The sequence below is a fragment of the Fluviispira vulneris genome, assembly GCF_014281055.1.
GTDB lineage: Bacteria > Bdellovibrionota_B > Oligoflexia > Silvanigrellales > Silvanigrellaceae > Silvanigrella > Silvanigrella vulneris.
Map to the genome: position 1 here is coordinate 130,620 of NZ_JACRSE010000001.1, position 23,053 is coordinate 153,672.

Annotated in this window: 19 protein-coding genes; 11 read left to right on the forward strand and 8 right to left on the reverse strand. The window is 33.5% G+C overall.

The window, feature by feature from the left end:
- The first annotated feature begins 67 nt into the window (after window positions 1-67).
- From H7355_RS00520 to H7355_RS00535, 4 genes are all read left to right on the forward strand, one after another.
- Window positions 68-1,000, forward strand: a complete 933-nt coding sequence (locus H7355_RS00520; protein WP_186643831.1) for a LysR family transcriptional regulator — start codon at window positions 68-70, stop codon at window positions 998-1,000.
- A gap of 12 nt (window positions 1,001-1,012) precedes the next feature.
- Window positions 1,013-1,693: a 3'-5' exonuclease gene (locus tag H7355_RS00525; RefSeq protein ID WP_186643833.1), complete on the forward strand. Its 681-nt coding sequence runs from the start codon at window positions 1,013-1,015 to the stop codon at window positions 1,691-1,693.
- 325 nt (window positions 1,694-2,018) lie between these two features.
- On the forward strand, window positions 2,019-3,917 hold the full coding sequence (locus H7355_RS00530; RefSeq protein ID WP_186643835.1) for a hypothetical protein: 1,899 nt from the start codon (window positions 2,019-2,021) through the stop codon (window positions 3,915-3,917).
- On the forward strand, window positions 3,918-4,406 hold the full coding sequence (locus tag H7355_RS00535) for a hypothetical protein (protein WP_186643837.1): 489 nt from the start codon (window positions 3,918-3,920) through the stop codon (window positions 4,404-4,406). It begins immediately after the preceding gene.
- Here H7355_RS00535 and H7355_RS00540 read toward each other — a convergent pair.
- A complete protein-coding gene (locus H7355_RS00540) occupies window positions 4,390-4,995 on the reverse strand; it encodes a hypothetical protein (RefSeq protein WP_186643839.1) in 606 nt (201 codons plus the stop codon). The two genes, H7355_RS00535 and H7355_RS00540, sit on opposite strands and share 17 nt — an antisense overlap.
- A gap of 8 nt (window positions 4,996-5,003) precedes the next feature.
- Window positions 5,004-5,681, reverse strand: a complete 678-nt coding sequence (locus H7355_RS00545) for a hypothetical protein (protein WP_186643841.1) — start codon at window positions 5,679-5,681, stop codon at window positions 5,004-5,006.
- Between the two features lie 254 nt (window positions 5,682-5,935).
- Between H7355_RS00545 and H7355_RS00550 the strand changes: the two genes are divergently transcribed.
- The 4 genes from H7355_RS00550 (at window position 5,936) to H7355_RS00565 (ending at window position 10,397) form a co-directional block, all read left to right on the forward strand.
- Window positions 5,936-6,799: a transporter substrate-binding domain-containing protein gene (locus H7355_RS00550; RefSeq protein WP_186643843.1), complete on the forward strand. Its 864-nt coding sequence runs from the start codon at window positions 5,936-5,938 to the stop codon at window positions 6,797-6,799.
- A 59-nt stretch (window positions 6,800-6,858) separates the two neighbouring features.
- On the forward strand, window positions 6,859-7,647 hold the full coding sequence (locus H7355_RS00555; protein ID WP_186643845.1) for an amino acid ABC transporter permease: 789 nt from the start codon (window positions 6,859-6,861) through the stop codon (window positions 7,645-7,647).
- Between the two features lie 17 nt (window positions 7,648-7,664).
- Window positions 7,665-8,423 carry an amino acid ABC transporter ATP-binding protein gene (locus H7355_RS00560; protein WP_186643847.1) on the forward strand — a complete coding sequence of 253 codons (759 nt, stop codon included), beginning with the start codon at window positions 7,665-7,667 and terminating at the stop codon, window positions 8,421-8,423.
- Window positions 8,424-8,798: 375 nt separating this feature from the next.
- A complete protein-coding gene (locus tag H7355_RS00565) occupies window positions 8,799-10,397 on the forward strand; it encodes an SGNH/GDSL hydrolase family protein (protein ID WP_186643849.1) in 1,599 nt (532 codons plus the stop codon).
- Between the two features lie 4 nt (window positions 10,398-10,401).
- On the opposite strand, the gene kdsA is transcribed toward H7355_RS00565, so the two are convergent.
- The 6 genes from kdsA to H7355_RS00595 are packed head-to-tail and all read right to left on the reverse strand — an operon-like array spanning window position 10,402 to window position 17,943.
- A complete protein-coding gene (gene kdsA, locus H7355_RS00570; protein ID WP_186643851.1) occupies window positions 10,402-11,238 on the reverse strand; it encodes a 3-deoxy-8-phosphooctulonate synthase in 837 nt (278 codons plus the stop codon).
- A 2-nt stretch (window positions 11,239-11,240) separates the two neighbouring features.
- Complete coding sequence (locus H7355_RS00575; RefSeq protein ID WP_186643853.1) at window positions 11,241-11,936, reverse strand: hypothetical protein; 696 nt, start codon at window positions 11,934-11,936, stop codon at window positions 11,241-11,243.
- 15 nt (window positions 11,937-11,951) lie between these two features.
- Window positions 11,952-12,377 carry a PilZ domain-containing protein gene (locus H7355_RS00580; protein WP_186643855.1) on the reverse strand — a complete coding sequence of 142 codons (426 nt, stop codon included), beginning with the start codon at window positions 12,375-12,377 and terminating at the stop codon, window positions 11,952-11,954.
- Between the two features lie 51 nt (window positions 12,378-12,428).
- Window positions 12,429-14,453, reverse strand: a complete 2,025-nt coding sequence (locus tag H7355_RS00585) for a hypothetical protein (protein WP_186643857.1) — start codon at window positions 14,451-14,453, stop codon at window positions 12,429-12,431.
- Entirely contained in the window at window positions 14,450-17,074 is a 2,625-nt protein-coding gene (locus H7355_RS00590) for a hypothetical protein (protein ID WP_186643859.1), read from the reverse strand. The genes H7355_RS00585 and H7355_RS00590 overlap by 4 nt, the downstream gene beginning before the upstream one ends.
- Window positions 17,075-17,076: 2 nt before the next feature.
- The gene (locus tag H7355_RS00595) at window positions 17,077-17,943 is read right to left on the reverse strand and encodes a hypothetical protein (protein ID WP_186643861.1); all 867 of its coding nucleotides are present in this window, start codon (window positions 17,941-17,943) and stop codon (window positions 17,077-17,079) included.
- Between the two features lie 155 nt (window positions 17,944-18,098).
- Between H7355_RS00595 and H7355_RS00600 the strand changes: the two genes are divergently transcribed.
- From H7355_RS00600 to H7355_RS00610, 3 genes are all read left to right on the forward strand, one after another.
- The gene (locus tag H7355_RS00600) at window positions 18,099-19,403 is read left to right on the forward strand and encodes a pyridoxal-phosphate dependent enzyme (protein WP_186643863.1); all 1,305 of its coding nucleotides are present in this window, start codon (window positions 18,099-18,101) and stop codon (window positions 19,401-19,403) included.
- 40 nt (window positions 19,404-19,443) lie between these two features.
- On the forward strand, window positions 19,444-20,418 hold the full coding sequence (locus tag H7355_RS00605; RefSeq protein WP_186643865.1) for an NAD(P)/FAD-dependent oxidoreductase: 975 nt from the start codon (window positions 19,444-19,446) through the stop codon (window positions 20,416-20,418).
- A gap of 501 nt (window positions 20,419-20,919) precedes the next feature.
- Window positions 20,920-22,743, forward strand: coding sequence for an ATP-binding protein (locus H7355_RS00610; RefSeq protein WP_186643867.1), 1,824 nt, complete (start codon window positions 20,920-20,922; stop codon window positions 22,741-22,743).
- Window positions 22,744-23,053 lie beyond the last annotated feature (310 nt).

Consider the following 23,053-nt stretch of genomic DNA (forward strand, 5'->3'; position numbering starts at 1 on the left):
AGGTTGACGACATTCATGCTTACAGTATTGTTCCTAGTGTGTCTATTCTCAGATTGGAGAGTGCCGAGTGCAAGAGTTACAAGATATTTACCGTTTACAAGCCTTCGTTACAGTGGTTCAAGAAGGCTCCCTTTCTTCCGCTGTGAATAAACTTCACATCACTCAGCCAGCTCTTTCGGCAAGACTCAAACTTTTAGAAGAAGGTTTAGGTTGTCCACTTTTAGAAAGAACAGCACGGGGCGTGCGTCCGACTTCTATGGGAAAACTTGTCTATGGAATAGCTGTTGATATTTTAAAAAGAATGGGTCAGTTACAAACAACTGTGCGCAATCATCTTGAATTACGTGAAGGTTTTGTTCATTTGGGGGGTGGAGCGACGGCTGTTGCAGGAGTCTTTCCTGATGCAATTTCTGCGTATAGAAAAAAGTATCCGCAAATCCAATTCACATTACATGAAAAAGACTCAGCCACTGTTATAGAATCTTTACATGATGGTTCAGTCGATGTGGGTCTTATCACTCGAAATCCTTATATCTCACAAAATGAAGATCCCCTCGTTGGCTTAAAAGTGCATGCAGAAATAATCGATTCTTTAGAAGTTATTGCTGCACCAGAGCACCCTTTGGTACAGATGTCACAAATGCTTGAAAAGCAGGGAAAAGCTTTATTACCTATACATATTAATCGGCAGCCTATGATTTTATTTGAATCAGGCAGTGCTATTTATGATATTATTGAAATGGAATTTAGAAAATTGGGTATACGACATCGGACAGTAATGACATTAAGATCTGCACAAAGCATGATTAAAATGGTCGAAAAAAATATTGGCCTAAGTATAGTCAGTGCACATTCATTAAGAAATGAAAAAGGCATTCATATTTTAAAAATTCAAGGGCTAAAGATGGAACGCTCCATTCTTATTTGCTCTGTCTTAGATCGTGAATTAACGCCTGCTGCTTCAGAGTTTGTAAATGTTCTTAAGCGTATTTATAATTAAGGTTAGTGTTTAATGAGTTCTCCTTTTCACAATAGTCTTTTTCACTTTTTGCTTTCCCGTAAAGAAAATTTAAATTCATCACACGTCGCAATTATGGGAGGTGTCAGTGGGTCGCGTTTTGCATTTGAAGAAAAACTTTCTGATCTTCCCATTGTGATATTTGACTTTGAAACAACTGGTCTCGATATACGCACGGCTAAAATTATAGAAATTGGTGCTATCAAATACTTAGGACGTAAAGAGGTGGGGCGCTTTTCTGAATTGATCGATCCCAAAGAAAATGTCTCTGAAGAAATCACTCGTATCACAGGAATTGACAACAGCATGTTGGTTGGTAAACCATCTATTCAGGAAATTCTCCCTAAATTCCATGATTTTTTAAGAGGTTGTGTGGGTTTTGCCCACAATGCTGAATTCGATGTCGGAATGCTGCATCATGAATCCTATCGTCTTGGAATTTCATGTGATTATACAATTTTTTGTTCCTTAAAAATGGCTCGCGCACTTGTAAAAATTGAGAGACGTAACTTGGATGCACTTGCAGCCCATTACGGTTTGACATTTGAATCGCGTCACCGTTCTATTGGCGATATTTTAGTTACAGCAGGTGTGCTTTGGCGTATGATAGACGAGAACCCTGAGTTACAGACAATTGCAGATTTTTCGTCCTATCGTGAAGAGATGTTAGGATAGATAAAATATTGGGAAAAATATACGAGTGAAATATAAGTTAAACATATTTTTATTTTCTATATTTACCATTATTACAATTTTTTTGTTTTTTTTTCGAGTGATTAGCAAAGATTTAGCATGGCTATCTTTTCCGATTTCACTGCTTTTTTTAAATTGGTTGGATTTATTTATTTTCAGAGGTCTTTTTTTATATAAAAATTTGTCAAAACAAAGGATTGATCTCAATTTAAATGCAGCGGGTATAAAATCACATTCTTTACATAAAAAATTATTCCTAAGAGTTCTTCTAGTCAGTTTGTTTTCACTGAGTGGTTTTGTTTATTTTATGAAAGATGATATAAACGAATCAATTTCTTTTATTTCTCAGAAATTTAAATTTACCCAGCCTTATATAAAAATAGAGCACCCCACATATTCAGAAACGTCAACTGAAGAAATTAAACTTGCAAATAATAATATGAAAATATTGTTAGATACGTCTTCTTATTTGGAATTTAAAATAAAAAATATTAAACCAAATACACATTGGAAACTGAACTTAAAATATAAAAACTCTGATAAATACAATGAATACAGTTATAAATTATCGGAATCCGGTTTGTGGTCATCATCTGTTGCTTCCCTTTATGAACAGTTAAAAAACGATAAAATTGAGTCTACAGCCATCGATAAAAATGAAGTTAAAATAGTAGAATATAATTTAACGAACGGGACAGATCAATTTATAGGAAACATTGAAATTAAACCAACTCCCTTGCCAGTTGTAAAATTTGAGAATGTTCAATTACCAGAGCAAGAAACAAGTAAAAGTTTAGGTAAGCTTTATTTTTCTTTAAATGCGACTTCTTCTGTTCCCTTATCTTTGATTTCACTTTCTATTCGAACAAAATCTGGCTACCATTTTGATAAGACGGTCGCTGAATTTGCAAACGCTTCACAGCTATCTTTTGTTTCTGAAATGACTGAGCTTGTGACTTTAGGTATTCCGTTTATGCCTGAAGACATTCTCTATGTAAAAGCAATTGCTAAAACTGTGCTCACTGATATTATTGGAGAATCAAAAGAACTTGAGTTTCCTGTCCGTACACCAATCCAAATTAGAAAAGATATTATATTAAATTTAGAAAAGGCTTTAAAAACTCTAAACACTATAAAATCTTTTAGTAATTCTGAAAAGGAAAAGGTATTTGAACCTCTGGCAAAAAGTGCTCAATTAGCAATGCAATTGGGGCGATCCGGAATGGTGCGAAAAAATATAATTGAAACTATGAGTTATGTTGAGAATATAAGTAAAAAAAATGATAAATATTATAAAGATTCGGTAAAAAAAATTCAATTAACACTTGATATGTTAAAGCGACAGCAGAAAATGGAAGAAGGTGGAAATCTTCTCGCACGTCTGCAAAATCTAAAGTACAACATTGCAAAGTTAAAAAACTCAGAAGGGAATTTCGATGAGATTCTTGCTGAAGCAAATGAGCTTAAAAATATGTCAAGTGATTTAAATAAACAATTATTAATTTTATCTCATCAATCTTCTTATGGGTTGACACAACTGGAAAAATCCATTGTCCAAAATATTTTACAAACTGATAAGACTTTTGATAAATTAAAAGACACTGAGTCACAGCTAAAATCAAAAAATTTAAATGAAGCACAAAAAAATGCTCAAGCAGCTGCTGAAATGGGGATGAGTCATTTGGGTACAGCTATGCAAATTCTTCAACAGGCTAGAAATCGAACGATACAAGAAGCGCGCAAAAATTTGCAAAGCGCGGATAGTCATATTGAAAAAACAAGAGAAAGTGAGAATAAAAATGTTGTTATGGAGCAATTAACTCAAGCTAAAAAAAGTTTAGATAAAACTCCACAAATAAATGATGATTTTAATGAGTCTTTATCTGAAGCAAAAGACGAGACTGCTGCTACACAACAATATGCTCAACTTGAGAATTCAAGTGAAATGGAAAAAAGCAGACAATTAGCACAGTTTGCTATTGAAAAAGCTCTAATGAGCTTGCAAAATGAAGAAGAAAGTGACAAGGAATTACAAAAGGAACAAGATGCGCGTGCTTATCGTTCATCGATGGATGTGCTTGCGGCTCAAGGCATGCTTGACTCAAGCTGGCGAAAAAAAATTCTTGAAGAGATTGCTCGCCTTAAAAGTCATGGAGAACAGTCTGATTCTCCTATGATCCGTTATCTTGAAAGTAGGCTGCGATAAATGCACAGTTATCAATATCAAAAAAAAATAAAAGGTGTGTCATTTCACCATCGAAGTTCTCAACCTATTTATAAAAAAAATAAAAAATATTTATCTGAATATTTTGATTTAGACATATTAGATAATCAAATAAAAATAGAAACACCTTTACCTATGTATGCTCAAGACATTCGCAATTTATTGTGTGATCAAGGGAGAAATCTTATCAATACTTTGGTCTCAGAATGCGTTGATTCCATAGCAAAGTGGACTGGGATAATTAAAGCTATGGAAAGATGCATTATGAATGAAAAACTTTCTCAATCCGAATTATATTTTACTGAGAATTTTTGTGATGAAAGCATGTATAAAAATAAGGAACTTGAGATTTTTTTGTCGACAAAAAGTTTGCTTGCTTTGTGGCGTCATCGACTTGCAATGCTAGAAATGATAGTAGAAGCACAGGGTTCTCTCAGAAATTTAAACTATAAATTTAATATAAAAAAGTAATGCCTGCAGTATAAGTCTCATCATAATAGTTTTTTGAATTTAAACGATACCCAGAAGGTGATATTTTATAAGAAACTTTAAAACGAAAATTTTCAGAAATATAAAACGATAAGCCAACTCCTAAATTCCAAGTTAACTTTTGATTTTGACAAGTCGTATCATCGAAATAATCGCGCGAACAAACACTCCTCATTAACAAGCCGCTCGAAATTGAGGGATTAACATAAATCCAATTCGGAGAAACTATTAAATTTAAATATGTATCCGAGGTATCATTTTCTTGTTTTAGTGTACCACTTGGTAGGACGAGACCTTTGTCAATTAATGAATTTTTGTAATCTTCTGAATATTCGTAAATATCTTGAGTAAAACTTTTTCCAATGCCCAGTTCAAAAAAGCGATGGAGAGGAATGCCTAATTCAACTCCCCATGTAAACTCAGTGTTTTTATAAGTTGTAAAGTATGTTGTTTGATAATTTCCATTAAAAGTTAAACTAAAGTAACGCGTTTCTCCACGCGCTTCTCCATTTAAAAAAAAGCCATGTAGAGAGACGAGTAAAAAAAAATTTAGTAGAAGAATCCTTCTCACTGCTTCTCTTAACGTGTTTTTTGCATTTGATTTAGTAAAAGTGCTGTTTGCCGATTGGTACTTTCAATCAGTTTTGTAATTTCATCGGTGATGTCTGGGCTGGGAAGCCAAGCTGTATTTTCTTCGAGTTTGCTATTTGCGCTCCCCGAATAATACTCAACAATATTTTTAGCAACCACTTCGGTTTGGCGAGGGCCTACTGGGAAAACCATGAGACTTATTCTGTTGCGAAAAAGGCGGCCATCTATAAAGAATTTGTCCCATTCAGTTTGCAAATTAAAATTTTTCCGATCGACAGAGGTAATAATATAGTTTTGGGAGAGAATACGCGCCATAATACCGAAAACAAGAGCAGGGTGAGCCGATGTCCGCCACGTATTTCCTTCTATAAAGGTCAGGTTGAGAGCGGCGATAGCAGCTTGATTGGTTATTGAGGGATCCATTTGCACGCTGCGTTTGCGATTGTTACGAGCTATCGTTTCTTGGTTCAAGCCTCCTTTTCCATTTTCCTTTTGAATATCATTTGCTTCGTTGTCAGAATCGTCACGAAATAGACTCCCAAAAAAACTATTTGATTGCTTAGCATCTGCGTTATCTTGTCCGCGTTTCGAGTATTGAGGGAATAAGGTTGAGCAGCCGGCTATAACCAAAATACTAAGAAGGTAGGCAATGATTTTTATCTTCATAGTGAACCTCGTAAACATAAGCTTTACTTATTGAATTATTTCATATTTTCAAGCTTTCCTTCAGCTAATATTTTGCAGCCGACAAATTATATTGACTAACAATTGCCGTCTCAATCGCGAAAAATATAATGAAATTTGCTTCATAATGTGGAGTTTTTTTCACTATTTAACATTTGCCCCATGTTCATTTGTATGATATGTGGAGCATTGCTTTTTTCGTGTTCAGAATATGTCTAAACGAAAGGTATCTACACATGACAAGCTCAAGTTCATCAGGGCTAAAACCCACTGCATGCCGCACAATAATTTCAATATCTCTTTGTGTGTTGTCATCATTTGCAATATTTATCAAATCACATGCAGCTGTGAAACTCACAACACTTGAGGCAATAAAAAAGAAAAAAGAGCTCGTTGTCTGTTCTGAATCTGGCTACATCCCTTTGGAAATGAAAACGGCCTCTGGCAAATGGCTTGGCTTCGATTATGAAATGTCCTTGGCTTATGCAAAAGAACTTGGTGTTAAATTGACTATGGCTGATACAAAATGGGATGGGATCATCCCTTCTCTCATCTCATCTAAGTGTGACATGATTGTTTCTTCTATGGCCAAAACGGTCGAACGAGAAAAAGCGGTTGCATTCAGTGACCCTTATTATAACAATAATTTTCTCATTGCTGTTTTAGACACACCTGAAAACCGCAAAAAGTTTGCAAAAATCGAGAATTTTAATACTAAAGATATTAAAATTGCTGTGAAAACGGGTTCGGCACCGGATCTCTATCTCAAAAATTCAGAAACATTTAAAAATGCAGAAATCATGCGCTTCGATGCAGACTCTGACACTGTCAGCGCTGTGCTCAGAGGCCGGTCGACTGCTTTCATTTATGACACTCCATATGTTCAAGTTGCAGCACTGAATAACCCAGGCAAGTTATATATCTTCCCTGAGACTTTCGATAAAGGTGACCAATTTGCTGTCGCAATGCGTAAGAAAGACACAGATCTTGTCTCAAGCTTCAATACTTTCTTAGCAAACTGGAAAAAAAGCGGCGGATATGAAAAGACTATGAAGTACTATTTCGAAAGTAGAGAATGGCTTTCTCTTCTGGACAAATAATTTATTTATACGTGTATGAAACTTTTTGAAACATCCTTATTTTGGAAATAAGAAATACGATGCCAGATAAAAAACTCTCTTTATTCTATTCTTTTTTGTCTTTTTTCGTCATTGCACTCATCGCGTTCGCAATCGTACGGAGCTTTTATCACCTTGATTATCAATGGGACTTTAGTGTTTTAGGGCCCTATATTTGGTTGCCTTCAAGTGATGGCGGAGGTCCTGGACTCTTCTTGCAAGGTCTTTGGATTACAATCAAGATGAGTTTTGAAGGCATCTTTTTTGGCTCTATTCTTGGAGTGATTTTCGGAATTCTATTGACGACAAACGAGAAGGTCTCGAAGACAGCAGCTCTTTTTTACGTTGATATATTTAGAAACACCCCTGTCTTAGTTCAATTATATGTTGCTTATTTTATCGTCGGTACCGCTTTCAATTTATCCGGAAGTGTTGCAGGTGTTTTAACAATGAGCTTATTCTGTTCAGCATATGTGGCAGAAATTTTTAGAGGAACTTTAGCAAATTTTGAAAAAGGCCAGATTGATGCTGCAAAAGCTCTTGGATTAAGCCCATTTCAAGTCGCAAGAAAAGTAATTGCACCTCAAGCACTGCGCAATATGTTACCTCCCCTTGTAGGACAATTTGTTTCTTTAATTAAAGACAGCTCTTTGTTATCAGTTGTCGCTATTCCTGAGTTAACTAAAGAAGCTCAGAATGCAGTCACTGTTACTTTCCGCAGTTTCGAAACTTGGTTTTTTATTGCTCTTTTGTATTTTGTTGTAAATACTCTTGTGAGCTCTTTTGGTCGTTACCTTGAAAAAAGATTAAGTGTAAGTCTCAAACAGTAAATTGGAAATTATTTATTATGTCACAAGAAGTAGTTGTCAGCCTTAAAGAAGTTAATAAAATATTTCGCACTCCCACTGCTGAGCATCATGTGCTTAAGGGTATCAATTTTGAAGTTAAGCAAGGAGAAGTTGTTGCTTTAATCGGTCCTTCAGGAAGTGGAAAGAGTACCTGTTTACGGACTATCAATGCTCTCGAAACGATCACATCGGGTGATGTTGAAGTATGCGGAATCAATTACCGTAACTCGAAGCAGTCCCTGCATATGATTCGCCGCAATACTGGGATGATTTTTCAACGCTTTGAATTATTCCCACATATGACGGCTATTGAAAATGTGGCTTTAGGTCCTAATCTTGTGCTTGGTAAATCTAAAGATGAATCTTATAAAATAGCAAAAGATCTCTTGGATAGAGTGGGGCTTGGCAATCACATGCATAAGTTTCCAAAAGGACTTTCAGGTGGTCAGCAGCAGCGTGTCGCAATCGCACGTGCACTCGCAATCAATCCCAAAATCTTATTATGCGACGAACCAACAAGTGCACTCGATCCCGAACTTGTAGATGAAGTTGTTGATATTTTAGTTGATATTGCCGCTACAGGTATGACCATGATTGTGGTTACCCACGAACTTTATTTTGCCCAAAAGGTTTCGCATAGAACAATGTTTCTTGAAAATGGCTACATCGTTGAACAGGGCAATACGAAGGAAATGTTTGCTGCACCAAAAACCGAGCGTTTGCAGACATTTTTAAAGCGCATCACGCATCAGTCATAAATTTTCGACCATCTTTTTTATGTCATTTTTTTGACGCTTATTTATCAAAGTCAAAGAAATGACAATTTTTTGTTTGGTCTACTTCTAAGCTATCGACAAATCTTTAAGTTAAATCAACAATCAAGTGCTTAAGCTCTTAAGCATTTTTCATTGACTTTTTCAGTCTTTAATATGCTTTGAGATGTCTCAAAATTATTTAATATAATAAATCATTATTCAATTCTGAGTTTTAATAATTGGGAATTGATAATAATATTTTTTGTCAAATTATATTTATTAAAAAATAAAATAAAAAGCATTACAAATTGACTAGCCAAAAAGTTTGATATAAATATGTAGCAAATTGATTCATATTTTTAAAAATTCGGAGTTCATATGTTAAATATGCCTTCTATCGTTGCGAAATCAACGTGCGTTTTTGCAGCTTGCTTATTTGCTCAAACATTTGCTCAAGCAAAAGATTATTACATTGCTTGCTATTATTCGGATTCCGACACTTCGCAAGCAAGTAAAAATCCGGAGTTAATGACACATAAGCTTGGAGTTAACCCAAATTATTTTTGGGCAAAAGATTCTAGAGCATTTTATTCGAAATCTACGCAGTTAACAGGAAAAATTGTTGATGGTTTTTTTGTTGAAAATTCTTTGAGTTATGAAGATGTTATAAGTAAATGCAATAATGCTCTTTCTAAGGGAACATTTTTGCAACCGACGAAAGAAAGTTTTGTGCTGCTAGATTTTAAAGCTGCCGAGTCCGACTTCTCTGGATATGAGTATCCAATTCGCTTTGAAAAAGGGAATTCAGAAAAATCAAAAATAAAACAGATTGTCTTATTTGGTGATAGTTTGTCAGATACTGGAAATTTAAAAAGATGGACAAAAGTCATGCCTTATTTTCCATTTTGGTATGGACGTTTTACGGATGGCTTAATTTGGGTTGATTATTTTTCTCGGAGAACAGAAGTTCCTATTTTAAACTTTTCTTATGGTGGTGCAAAAACCGATGGGAAAAATGAATATTATGCAAGCACAATACCAGATTCAATCAAAGCAGTTGGCAGGAATTTAATAACAGGCAATTCTGCGGATTATATTAAAACTTATCTAGAGAAATATTTAACATCTGATTCTTATGTGTCAACAAATAAAGAACTTGCAAATCCTGAAGACACTCTTTTTATGCTTTGGATTGGAGCTAATGATTATATTGAAAAATTTGAAAATAAAAACCTAACCAAACCATTTCTTGATGACCCAGAACATCCGAGTGGAATTAATCATGCTTATAAGAAGACGATAAAAAATATAATCGATCAAATCAAACTAATTTATGCAAAGGGTGGTAAGCATTTTCTAATTTTAAATTTACCTGATTTAGGCAAATCACCAATAGTTTTGACCTCAGAATATAGTAAACACGAAGACGATATGAAAAATCGTTTAGAACTTTCTGCACGTTTGAGCGATCTGACAAGAAGGCACAATGAATTATTAAAGGAATCCATCATTGCATTGCAAAATTCTTTGGCAGATAAAATTGATATCACTCTAATTGATATAGATGAAAATTTTTCAGACCTTTTAAGTAACGTGAATATCAATGATAAATCAAAGTTTGATTATGGTTTCAGAAAAATAAACTCCAAATATCCTGTCCCAAATAAAAATGGCTTATATGTACAAGATTTTTGTTACTATGGTGGTTATATTAACGCGATTTTCACAAAAACAAATGAAGAGGCAAATCAATTTGCGGTCAAAAATTCTTGTAAAAATCCAGATGGGTCTCTAAATAAATATTCCGTTTTCTATAATTCACCTCACCCAACGAGTTATGCGCATTGTTGGTTATCTTATTCAATTGAAAAAGCATTAGAGAAAAAAGGTCTTCTTGCAACGGACGTTGGTTCATTGAGTGCGTTTAAAAACTATTGTATTGAGCAAATTGAAAGCAACGGGAAAACATTTAGATAAAAAATTATTTTAGCATTTTTGCTATATCATCTAAGATTATTTCCGCCGCTTGCATAGACAATTGTGTATCTGCATCTGAGCAAGCTTCGGTGGGATTGGGGTGAACTTCCATAAAAATTCCATCAACCCCTATAGCCATAGCGGCCCGTACGAGCGGATGCACCATATGACGTAGGCCGGAGGATTTACCATTCCCTGCACCAGGCAATTGAACTGAGTGAGTCGCATCGAAAACGACAGCATGACCTAGGGTATGCATTTCGACAAGATTTCTAAAATCTACCACGAGATTATTATAGCCAAAACACGTGCCACGTTCGACTAAAATAATTTTTGGATTGCCACATTTTTCAACGAATTGAGCGATTTCCAGCATTTCTTCTGCAGAAGTCCATTGTCCTTTTTTAATTTGCACAGTTTTTCCAGTGGAAGCTGCTGCTAAAAGGAGATCTTTTTGTTTGCAAAGAAAAGCGGGTATTTGAACAATATCAACAACTTTACCAGCTTCGATCGCTTGTTCCGCAGTGTGCACATCCGTGAGAATTGGAACTTTGAGTTCACTGCGAAGTTCTTGCAGCCACTCGAGTCCTTGTTTGACACCTGGTCCGCGGATACTTTTTGCACTGGTTCTATTTGCTTTGTCATAGCTGCTTTTAAATATATAAGGGAGATCGAGTTCTGCACATTTATTTTTAAGGAATTGAGCGACTGCAAAGCCGATTTCTCTGTTTTCAAACATACAAGGACCTGCCATAATGACAGGTCGTTTGCGGCTTAGTTGAATATCACGGGTGATACTCCCATCCCAATTTCCTGGAAATATGTCTTGTTTAACAGTCATTTTTAGTTTCCTACTGTGTATTTTAAGGCTTGGTCTGTGGAAATTGCACCTTTGCCATATGATTTTACGACATAAAAAGAGGCTCCAAGCGCTTTCCCTGTGCGCACAAAAGCTTGAATAAAATCAGTGTCGCTCAGCCATTGTGGACGATGCGTATATGTCTGACCTTCAGGTGACAAGAGATCACTCAAATGAATACCTATTTTTTTGCCTGTTTTTTGCATAAGGAAGAGCACTCTGGGGTCTAAAACGGAATCTGAATAACCATTTGCCGTTCCACAGTCTACAAGAGCCACATCAGCATTTTTCAATTTTTCAACAATTCGGACAACATCGATAGGAGCAAGAAAGCAGCCCCGTTCGACAACCAAGGGAAGATGTGAGTGTGCAGCTGCTTCGAGAATGTCACTTTGACGGCATAACTCGCCTGGAATATAGAGGAAATTTGCATATTGAGCTGCAATTTCAATCTCTTGCGCTGAACTTACGAGAGCGCCAAAGGGACGCTGAGTGGAGGATTTAGCTTTTTTTAGTAAATCTCGACTCTGTTCTTCTAAATGATCTTTGGATGAATGATTCGTAAGGATTTTCCATTGGGGAAAGTCATAAACAGGGAAAACGGATTCATGCAGAGAAGTGCTGCTCAATTCAAACCCGATTTCGAGAATAAAATTATTACTAGAACTAAAAAATGACATTCTAAAGTCTCCCAATTAGGAAGCTTTTTCATTGTCATGAGAAAGGTTTGTTTCGCTTCCTTGATTCAATTCATCTTCCGTTTGGCGTAATTTTGCAAGCTTTTGTATGAGTTTTTCTAGCACTATTGCATGCTCACCTTTTGGATGTATGTAAAATCCTCCAGCCCGTTGCAATTCTTCATCAAACCATTTGACTGTAACTTTAAGTTTTAAAATTTTTGATTCGTCGATATGAAATTGTTCAATTGGGATTTTGAGCTGCAGCTCATTGCCATTTTTTAAATGCACTTTTTTTACAAATTCTATTTTGAAGCCATTCCAAGAGAGATCGAGTAGTATAGCCTTTACTTTTTTGAGTGGGATCCATTTGGTCTTTCGCACTTCAATAACGATGGCGGTACTGTATCGGGGTTCTTTACGTTTTGGTGCATCTTCGGACATTGCCACCACCTTATTTCAAAATGGTATTATAAAAATATCTTATATATTAATTTATATCTCTTCTCTCCAAAGGATGCGCGTCAAAAATTGTTCAAAACATAACAAAGCGAGCGCCAAGGCCAAAAGCCACGGAAATGCATTTAAAAGGGGAACTTTTTCAATCACAGCTGTATTTTCTTTTACAACTTCTTCTTTTTGAGTGAATGTAGCTACATTTTCAAATAAAAATGGATTATCATATTTTTCCATTCGTTTTGCAGTTTGTGGAAATATAGGCCAATTTCCAAATTTTAATATACTCTTATCACTTTTTTCTTGACCAAGTGCCATTTCAACTACAGTGCTGCTGAGATTGTTGCCATTTTGTAATTGAACGATTGAACTTATGGGTGAGTTAAACTCAATAATTTCTTTATTTAGTTTTTGCAAAGATAAAGTCGATCCACTTAAGTTTTTATTTGCATTCGTTATAAGATAAATAGTTTTTCCAAGTTGAATCCCACCGCGGCTGCGTATATCGATTGAATTTTCATCAGCATAAAGGCGTGGCCCTAGAATATCTGGTGCTCGGATTCCACTGTCTTGCCTTCTTTGTAGAAATTCAATGAGCCAATTAAAAATTGTTTCACTACTATCTGCATTACGCATTCTAATTGCATTTTCATTGCTTTTAATAAGTTTTTCTTGCACATAGCCAGTTAACCAATCTCCCGCAAGAAAACTAAGAACAATTCCTTTTTGCACAGGCATTGCAAGTAAAATGGGATGATTTCCCTCTTTCGTTTTAGCTAAAATAACAGCTTCTTTTTTTGGTTTACAATCAATTGCCGTTGCATGAGTGACAATATTATCAAGGCTGCGAGAGAAATTAGAATTATTTATAAAATCAGTGTCATTTGCTGCCCAGTGATAAGTTTTTTCCATATCCCATTTTGGAATATTTTCACAGGGAAATAAAGATTTAATAGATTGACTTTCACTTAAAAAACTCAATGGGCCAGCTTGGATGAAAAGGCGACCACCATTGTAAACATATTTGACCAAGTTTTCAGATTCTTTTTCTCCTAAGTAAGTATCAAATAAAAAATTCTGAGCAACAATACCATGAAAATTCTGTAACTCTGAGCCAAATAATTTATCTGCAGGGAATTCTATCAGTGAAAGTTGAGAACTTGGAATACTTTGATCGCTGTTTATTTCACGTAAGATATAATAGCTTAAAAGATCGAGATTGGGCCAAAATTTTAATTTTTGTCTTAAAGTTCTTAAACTCCAATCTGGGCCTACAGCAATATGTAATAAAGTTGTCTTAGAATAGACTACTTGTACAGAAGTGCTTGCTGAATTTAAGGGGGGATGAGCTAGGGGGGAGTTAATATCAGCAGTGATAACTTGTGTACCTGTTTTTGCAAAATTTATTGGAATATCGAAGGATTGACGAATAAGATTATTTTCAGGGACCGATAATTCTACTGTTTTAGAATTTAAAAAAGAATTACCTGAATGGAGAGTAATTTCAATTTTAATTTTTTTATTTGCGTTTGCTTTACCGATAAGAGAAACTGTGGCAATGCTTTCTTCACCTAAGAAACTTATTTTTGGAATGAATATATCAGAAATGAGTACATATTCACCTTCTGTTTTTGCTTCTGTTGGAATTATTCTATCAAGTGGGATGTAAAATAAACGTTTTTCTTTATAAGCAGAAGTTTCTTTTAAAGAACTATTAAACTTTAAAGCATTTTCTCCATATAAATGTGCATTGGATAAAATAACAATTTGACCTCTTAGCTTGTCAATTTGCTGAAGCAAATCTTCAAAATCTTGCACAGGAGTGTTAGACTTTTTACCAAATGAATTAAAATGTATATCTATATCATTCGAAAAAAAATTTGTGATCATTTTTTTTATTTTGGCTTTATCATCATATTTAAAGTTGAGATCAGACGGATGTAAAACTTGAAGATGCATGAGAGAAATATTGTTTTCTCTCTTATCAATAAATGGAAATATAAGTGGAATAAATAAAAATAAAATAATTAATAAACGGATGCCATATATTGTTGTTTTTTTCATGGCTCTAATCCTAAATTGCGAATTCTATTTAATATCTCAGGTAATTGGAGCTGATCTTCTTTATAATCTGTTGTGAGAAAAGAATACATTATATTAATAAAACTTCTTAATTTATAATCTAAATTATTTTTAAAGCAATCATCTCCTGAAGAGAAAAATCGAGCATCGGTAAAAAGAGCGTAAGGTGCTTGTGCATTTATTTTCTTTTTTAGCATAAGAACTTTCGTTGAATCGTTTATACAGCCATTTAATGTATTTAATAAATAAAAGCTACGATAAAACATACCTCGTTTTGGTGGAGATTCCCACTCTAATCCTGTCCCAATATCATCTAATTCAAAAAAAAGACTTGGGAATAATTTTGTTCCTTCAACAATAAAGATACCCCCATTCGATAGATGTTCAATTAATGATTTTTTTGAGAGAAGAGAAACATTATCAGTCCACCAGATTTCAGCTTCACCTGGATTACAGGCTGCAGGAATGAGATTTTTTGGAATATTTATTGTTCCCCGTCGAATAAGTGCATTTCTAAATTTTTCATAATTAATTTCAACATTTTTTGGAATATCTTGAGAGCACCAGGCTATTTTAAACGGAATATTTTCAGGATCAACATTACGTGGTAAGTTTTTTCCACCATAAAAAAGTGGTATATTGAAGCGTTGAGAGTCATTATTGTCAATTTCTTGAGCAAAAACTTTTTTTGGATTAGTTGCTAATAAGATAAAGCCAAAATAAATGAGAGCTACTTTCTTGGGCTTTTTCCATAGCCAAAATAAAAGAAAAACAGTAATAATAGCTATTATTACTTCTAAAATTTTTGGACTATATTTTTCTTCATTTTTATTAACCATATGAAGATTTGATTCTGTAAATTTCATAGAAAATTCTTCAGGAGAAAGAAAAATTTGTTGTGAATCAAAGACAGAAGTTTGGATTAAAACCCAATTTTTCCCATTTGCTATTTTATATAAACCCGAGGAAAAATGTTCTGCTGTTTTAAAATTTAAATTTTTAAGGTCCAAGATGTCTGTAAATTTTACTGAGGTATTTAATCCAGATTCTTCTAAACTTTCTTGAAGTTTATTTGCATCATCAAGTATAACTTTTGTGAAAGATAAATTTGACTTTTTTACTGTATTCGCTACGTCAAACCAGAAATTCGTCCAGCCCCTTGATCTTCCAAGCTCACCATTGGGAGTGGCAGTTGTGGTTCGCAAATAAAAGAAGGGCAATGATGACGATTTCCAAGCTAATGGAGTACCGTCTGTTGCGATAAAAAATGTTTTAAATTTACCTTTATATTCGAGTTTTTCACCTGGAATTAAATGACCAATTTCAGCAGAAGGCGGAGGGGGCAAAAGAACAATGGGAACGGGATATGCTCCGCTATCAAGTTGAACAGGTGACTTTTTTACTTCACCATTTTCACTATTAAAAAGAGAGCTGCCCACATAAATAAGAGTGTCGAAATTAGCATCAAAACCTTGCGGGGTCCAAAATTTAAAATCATTATTCATGAGGGAAATTATTTCATTTGTAATGGGAACAATCCAAAGCGCAGGGTTACGAAACTTCCATGCATCATTTTCAGTTACTGTTTCTTTCTGAATATTTAGACATTTCTTTTCTATAAATTCATTGTTAAAAAAATTAATCAAACTTCTTAAGCTTGAAAATGGATCAAGTTCAATAGCGCCAGGAAAGCGATCTGTGCATACAATAAAGAGCGGTAAATCATTTTTATTTTTCTTAGCAGTTAAATTATCATAAAAAGTATCTCCAAAGTGCAAAGTACTTAAATAAAAATGAGGTCTAGCTTCAGCCGGAATTTTAGAAATTATTGGGTCAAAATGAATAAAATCACTTTTATTTTCAAATTTTTCATTCCATAAATATGATAGTTCAGTTGGGATGATTTCTTTCTCATCATCTTTTAAAATTTGTGAAGGTGACGATTTTCTTAAATATGCTGAGCTAAAGAAATTTTTAAGAGTGAGAATTCCTTGTAAACTTTCAAATTTTCCGTCGGATAAAACAATTATTTTGCTTTTATTATTAGAAAATAAACTATTTTCTTTAATAATTTTTGCAACTTTATCTGTTTGAATGGATTGTATAAAAGGTGAAGGTAACTTATTGTTTTCTGATTCTAGAAATTCTTTAATTTTTGTTTTTGATTCTAAGGGTACTATTTTGTAATATATATTTATTTCACCATTTTTTATAGTAAAGTTATTTTCGAGCCCAAAATTGTTATAGCTGAGTGAAAGTATTTTTTCAGCTTCATCGCTAGGGTTAAAATTATCTTGTTTCCTCGATATTTTTGCGCTCAATGAGGGGTCGAGCCATACTAATCCTGTATTGTTTTGTTTCTCTATGCTTTTTGGCATATCCTTTGGGTAATAAATATAAGCAAAAGAACTTGTAATTAATATTATTAGAACAACAGGTATAGCGGGCGGTTTTTTAAGAATAATATTATTATTGATAATAAATTTATTTTTTTTCCCTAGGAACCATGAAGGTATCTCTCTTTTTTTTGAGTTTTTGACTCTAAAAAAAAGAACAAAAATCGTGATAAATGAGACGCAAATTGATAATAAAATAATCAGCATGTTTATTTATTCCTAAGATTATTTTTAATAATAAATTGAATAAATTCGCTTAGATTATCATGAGGATTGATTACTTGAACGATGCTTTTACTTTCAAGAGCTTTATTTTTAAAATAATTAATTTGATTTCTAGAGTTTATTTGATATTCGCTGCCACTAAAATAATATGTGCTTTTAGATGAATCATTCTTTTCCCATGGAATGAGTTCTTCGATTGTGCTATTTATATTATCTTTAATAGGATATTCAAGAGGATCGCGGGTTATAAAAAAAACACATTGTTTTAGGTGCATATAATTTATAAGTTGTAAAGCATTTTCTGCAGCTGCAAAGGGTTCAGTCGCGTCAAATAAAAGATCGGTTATAATGTAAATATAATCGGCTGAGATCAATCTTTTATTATGGAGAAGTGCTCCTGAAAAAAGATCATTGTCATAAATAGGAAAAATGTCAAAAGAATGTGCAAGGCTGCGATGTGCTTCTTCTAAAATAGCAGTGATACCAATAGCAAGTTGACCTTTATTGATAAGGGTTTTTTCAGACTGATAAAGCATATTATCATAGCAATGAAACAGAACAACAACTCGTTGCCTACCTTGCCCATAATCGGTTCGTGTTAATAAATTTTGTGTTTTTATAAAATGATTTTTTGAAATAGCAGAAATGGGATCGCCCTTTTCGAAAGGTTTTATTGTTATTCCCAATCGTGAAGGTAAGTTTCTGCGATTGAGATCATTCGCAGAAAAAACGCCACCAAATAAATTACGCAAATGCGCCCTTATATAAAAAGGAAGGGCACGCGAAGGCTGTTGGCAAGGCCAATATTTTTTTTCGCTTGGAAAAACGCTGCAAATTTTTTCAAAATTCATTTTTCCTCTTGTCTTTGTTTTTTTCTTTGATTTAAAGACAAATTTATTATCTCTCGTACAAATATTATGATAACAGAGAATTTATGAAATGGGCAATTTTACAAAATAGATTTCTATTTTGTCTTTTCATGTTAGGACTAAGAGAGGTGAAAGCCATGAAGCCTGAACTTTTAAAGTGTTTAAATTTAGCTGAGGGCAGAGAATTTGAAAATCCTATCGATGTCATCGATGAAATACGCAATGCACAGACAAATATTATTTGTAAGTATATGCAGCCAAGTCCTTTGCGTAGGTCAGATTGGTTAAGTGACATAACCGGAGGGGATATTTGGCTAAAGCTGGAATCCTTAAATCCAAATGGGTCTTTTAAAGTTCGTGGTGCACTCACTGCCGTTGCAAATATTATAGCGAAACAAAAAAATAAAAAAGTTAAGGTTTGCGCAGCTTCTGCAGGCAATCATGCGCAAGGAATTGCTTTTGCTGCAAAGAACTTAGGATGTGAAGCGCATATATTTTTACCGAAATATGCACCCTTGGTCAAAAGAGATGCGACCGAGAAATTAGGTGCCCAAATTTATTTGATCGGCGACAATTTAGAGGAAGCATTTGAAGCCGCCTTAGTCTTTTCTGAAAAAGAGAACGCACATTTTATTCATGCTTATAACAATTATGACATTATTATTGGTCAAGCCACTTGTGCCTATGAAGCTCTTTTACAGCTTTCCGATATTTCAAAAACCCCATTTGGTGAGTTAGATTTTTTTTCCTGTAGTATTGGCGGCGGCGGTTTAGCAGCGGGTGCAGGATTGGTTTTAAAAGCATTGACAAAAGCCAATGTTGTTGGAATTGAGCAGGAATATTATAACTCGGCAATCAAAAGCTTTAAAAACAAAAGTCAAACAGCGAGTGAAAAAGCTCCGCATGCGACTATTGCCGATGGGATTGCTGTCGGTATGATCGGGAATTTAAATTATAATTATATGACGCGCTTTGTTGAGAATTTAAGCACAGTGTCCGATGACACTATTGTAAAAGCAATTCTCGGCTTATGTGAACAAGAACGCATCCTTTCTGAAGGAGCAGGGGCAGCTGCTGTCGCAGATATGCTTAAGCGTCCTGATTTTTATAAAGGGAAGCGGGTCATTGCCTGTATAAGTGGTGGGAATATTGATCCCCAATTGCTTACCCGTGTTATTACCCGTGGCTTAAATATTACGGGGCGTGTGTTAAGAGTGAGCGTTTGTGTGAGTGATCGACCTGGTGGACTCAAGAGGCTGCTCGAATGTGTTTCATCACTTGAGGGAAATGTAGTCGATCTCATTCATGATCGTACATATAGCGAAGTGAGTGTAGGTGACGTAGATGTCGAACTTTCATTGGAGACTCGTAATTCTGAGCATCAGTATTCATTGCTGGAGAAGCTAGAAGAAGCAGGTTTTAAACCTAGAATGAGAAACTAGTGGGATTGAAATTGGTTATTGTGTTTGAGGAGGAATCGTTGTGAATGCTGGACTTTTAGATTGTTATGACACCATAATTATCGGCGGTGGCCCAGTTGGATTATTTGGAGCTTACTATGCTGGACTCCGTGATATGTCGGTGCGCCTTGTTGATAGAAGGCACGAGTTGGGAGGACAGCTGACTGCGATCTACCCGGAAAAATGGGTCTATGATATGACTGGTATCCCTGCAATACGTGGTAAAGAACTTTATAAAAATTTAGTTGAACAAACCGCTCCTTATAATATCCCTAGCAGTTTAAATGAAGAAGTTGTTCTTATTCGTAAAAATAGAAACAATATATTGTGTATTGAAACCCGCAAGGGAACTGTAATGCACTCTAAAACAGCGATTCTATGCTTAGGAATGGGTGCTCATATCCCACGTCGTCTTGACATACAAAATCTACGAGAATTTGAAGGAAAAGGCATTCATTATGGAGTGCATTCTCTCGAAACTTTTAGAAACAAACGAGTTATTGTCGTTGGCGGGGGAGACAGTGCTCTCGATCTCGCATTAACCATTGTAAATGATTGCAAAGATCTTTATGTCTTGCATAGATCAGATCGCTTTAATGCGCATGAAGAAACTACCAAGAAACTTTATGCATCCGATGCAGAAATTCGTACTTTCTCAGAACTGTCAGCAATCGAAGGCAATGAAAATCATCTGACTGGTGCAACCATCAAAAATACAAAAACAGGTGAAACAACCACAATTGAAATTGATGAAGTGATTATAGCTGTGGGACTTCTTTTTAATTTAGAAGTTGTACAACAGTGGGGAATAGCTATGGAAGGGAATTCCATAATAGTAGATCACAATCGGCAGACCTCTATACCAGGAATTTATGCCGCAGGTGATATCGTAACATATCCTGGCAAAATGAAACTGATTGGTACAGGAACCGCTGAAGCCATGCAGGGAATAAATCATGCAAAAGGATATATCCAAGAAAAGTTTCCTTATTTATAAGGAAACTTAAGGATAAAAACATGAACGTTTAGGTGCATTGCTAGTATATTTTACCAAAATATTTATTTTGAATTTCTTAAAAGTTTAACAATTTTCTTAAAATTTCAATCTATTCATATAAAATAAAAATTTATAATGTTTCATATTGTATACATTTTTGTAAAAAAGTTTTGGTAAGCTACATAAATTGACAATAATATACTTCTTAATTTACATATTGAAATGTCTTTATAGAGAATATATAAATATTTTTCTATAAATAATCCTATTTTTTGAGTATTATATGGCAATTCTTGAAATTAAAATTAAGCTTAGGAATTTAAAGAATAGACTTTTTTTTTTTTATATTTATCAATTTTTGTATTATCCTTATTGAATTTTTTTTTCTTTATTGTTTTATCAGATTCGAATTCTCTTAAAATATTAGCAATAGTTTTGTATGATGATAAAAAGGAACAAATTCACAATCTTTTTTTTAACGAAATTTTACAGAAATTTTACATGCTTGTAAACACGTCAGAAATTTTGAATTATCATCGATTTGATAATGAAAAAAAGCTGAAATTAAAACAAGAATTAATATATAATTATCGACAAAATCAGAAAAATGAAATCCTTGGTTACAAAATCATAAATAATAAAAATGTAGAAATAATTTCTACTGGTAAATCTTCCGAACTAAATGTTGTGATAGATCTCTGCGATTTATATGGAAAATTGAGTCTTGAAAAAATTAATTGTCCGCTAAATATATATGTTTTTATTAATGAAATTATTTTCTTAAATAAATTAAAAGAAATTGACTCTTCTATTAAAAAATGTTTTTCATGCGAAGCGCATGAAATGCAAAAGGGTGTGAGAATAAATGGATTAAATCTAAATGAAAACTATGATATAAGTAAACGATATTTTCTTATAAATAATCATCTTTTAAAGATTTTATGTTTTATTGTTGCTTTAATTTTATTAATTCTAATGTTTATTCTATTGGCAATCAATGTTATTAATAAAATAATAAAATACTATGTCTTTTCTCTATGTAAAGCTTTGCAAAGAATTCAAGATATAGTCAATAATCTGATTTTAAAACAACATGATTGGCATAATTATTATAAAAAAAATGAGTTTTTTGAAGAGCCTTTATCTGTAGAGTTTATTTCAAACCTAGTTGATTCTTTAATATCTAAGAAGAGAGCTCAATATAAAAAATATTGTAATTTAGAGATAGAATTAAAGCTTGGTCTAAAATCATATGGAATATTTTCTAAAATTCAACCCCGAGAATTTGATCTCATTTTCTCAAACTTGATCGATAACGCTGTCAACTCTTTAAATGGCCATGGTAAAATATTTTTAATACTCAATGCAAAAAAAAATAAAAGTGTTATATCTATTAATTATAATGGCAGAAAAATTCCTAAAAAAATTATAGAAAAAATAAAAGACAGTAAAGCAATTTATAGAAATGAAAGTTCTCTAGTTAAGAATTTTCTGCATGCTAAGAAGCACTTAGAGCTATGGGGAGGAAATTTAGAGGTCTTTTCTGAATCAACAAAAGGTAACGAAGCAATCTTATCTTTCCCGAAAGCTATTGAACCTCCATGGTTTGTAGTTAAGTTAAAGCTTTTCATGAATTCCACTGTTATTATAATCGATGAAGATGACGTAATCCATAATATTTGGAATGATCGCTTACAAGATTATTTAAAGCCAAACTATAATATTAAAATTTTGCATTTTTCAAATCCACTTAGAGTCCTTGAATGGTTTAAAAATGAAACAGATTTAGATACAGAAAATTTGTTATTTCTTTGTGATTATGAATTTGCTGATTTCAATATGAATGGTTTAGATGTAATTTTAAATCTGAAACTGAAAAAAAACTCTTTTCTCGTAACAAATCGTTATGAAGATATAGAATTGCTTGATAAATGCCAAAGTTTATTTATAAGAATTATTCCTAAAAATTTTGTTTATTACGTTCCATTAGAGATTTTACCTCCAAAAGAAAAGCCGTTTGCAATTCTTATAGATGATGAATTATTTATTCATTCTCTTTGGAAGGCAAGCGCAAATGATAAAGATATAAGATATTATTATTGCGTCGATTTATTTATGTATGATGCTGATAATTTTGATAAAAATACACCTATATATATTGATTCTCAATTAAGAAATGGCTTAAGAGGCGAGGAAATTTCGAAAGAGATATATGAGATGGGTTTTAAAGAAATTTATTTATCAACATCCTACAATTCTTCTTTTTTTCCACCAATGAGTTGGATTAAGGGAATAAGAGGCAAAGAACCTCCATGGATTGACTGATTTGCATAATTAATAAATAAAAATAATAATATTATGTATTATATGAACAATTAAAAACTATATTATTTTTTATAAGTTTTAAACTTAAAAACAGGAAACTGGATTTAAATAACAAGGTGTGCTTGGAGGTGGTTGAGAATTTTGGTTTGCTAGAGAGTGCTTCTTATCTCTAGTGTTTGTATGAGAATTATTACTTAAAATATTTAAATTAATTGTTGCAATACAGATTAAAAAAATTGTTTTATATAATTTCATTTTTACCTCATTTTTTTAAAAATTAATCCATTAAGTATAACAGAACGTTAATGTA

What these genes read in the sequence shown, in the direction of transcription:
- H7355_RS00525 (WP_186643833.1), top strand. Translation starts at nt 1,013, where the DNA reads ATGAGTTCTCCTTTTCACAATAGTCTTTTTCACTTTTTGCTTTCCCGT.
- H7355_RS00530 (WP_186643835.1), top strand. Translation starts at nt 2,019, where the DNA reads ATGAAAGATGATATAAACGAATCAATTTCTTTTATTTCTCAGAAATTT.
- H7355_RS00535 (WP_186643837.1), top strand. Translation starts at nt 3,918, where the DNA reads ATGCACAGTTATCAATATCAAAAAAAAATAAAAGGTGTGTCATTTCAC.
- H7355_RS00545 (WP_186643841.1), bottom strand. Translation starts at nt 5,681, where the DNA reads ATGAAGATAAAAATCATTGCCTACCTTCTTAGTATTTTGGTTATAGCC.
- H7355_RS00550 (WP_186643843.1), top strand. Translation starts at nt 5,936, where the DNA reads ATGACAAGCTCAAGTTCATCAGGGCTAAAACCCACTGCATGCCGCACA.
- H7355_RS00555 (WP_186643845.1), top strand. Translation starts at nt 6,859, where the DNA reads ATGCCAGATAAAAAACTCTCTTTATTCTATTCTTTTTTGTCTTTTTTC.
- H7355_RS00560 (WP_186643847.1), top strand. Translation starts at nt 7,665, where the DNA reads ATGTCACAAGAAGTAGTTGTCAGCCTTAAAGAAGTTAATAAAATATTT.
- H7355_RS00565 (WP_186643849.1), top strand. Translation starts at nt 8,799, where the DNA reads ATGTTAAATATGCCTTCTATCGTTGCGAAATCAACGTGCGTTTTTGCA.
- kdsA (WP_186643851.1), bottom strand. Translation starts at nt 11,238, where the DNA reads ATGACTGTTAAACAAGACATATTTCCAGGAAATTGGGATGGGAGTATC.
- H7355_RS00575 (WP_186643853.1), bottom strand. Translation starts at nt 11,936, where the DNA reads ATGTCATTTTTTAGTTCTAGTAATAATTTTATTCTCGAAATCGGGTTT.
- H7355_RS00580 (WP_186643855.1), bottom strand. Translation starts at nt 12,377, where the DNA reads ATGTCCGAAGATGCACCAAAACGTAAAGAACCCCGATACAGTACCGCC.
- H7355_RS00585 (WP_186643857.1), bottom strand. Translation starts at nt 14,453, where the DNA reads ATGAAAAAAACAACAATATATGGCATCCGTTTATTAATTATTTTATTT.
- H7355_RS00590 (WP_186643859.1), bottom strand. Translation starts at nt 17,074, where the DNA reads ATGCTGATTATTTTATTATCAATTTGCGTCTCATTTATCACGATTTTT.
- H7355_RS00595 (WP_186643861.1), bottom strand. Translation starts at nt 17,943, where the DNA reads ATGAATTTTGAAAAAATTTGCAGCGTTTTTCCAAGCGAAAAAAAATAT.
- H7355_RS00600 (WP_186643863.1), top strand. Translation starts at nt 18,099, where the DNA reads ATGAAGCCTGAACTTTTAAAGTGTTTAAATTTAGCTGAGGGCAGAGAA.
- H7355_RS00610 (WP_186643867.1), top strand. Translation starts at nt 20,920, where the DNA reads ATGCTTGTAAACACGTCAGAAATTTTGAATTATCATCGATTTGATAAT.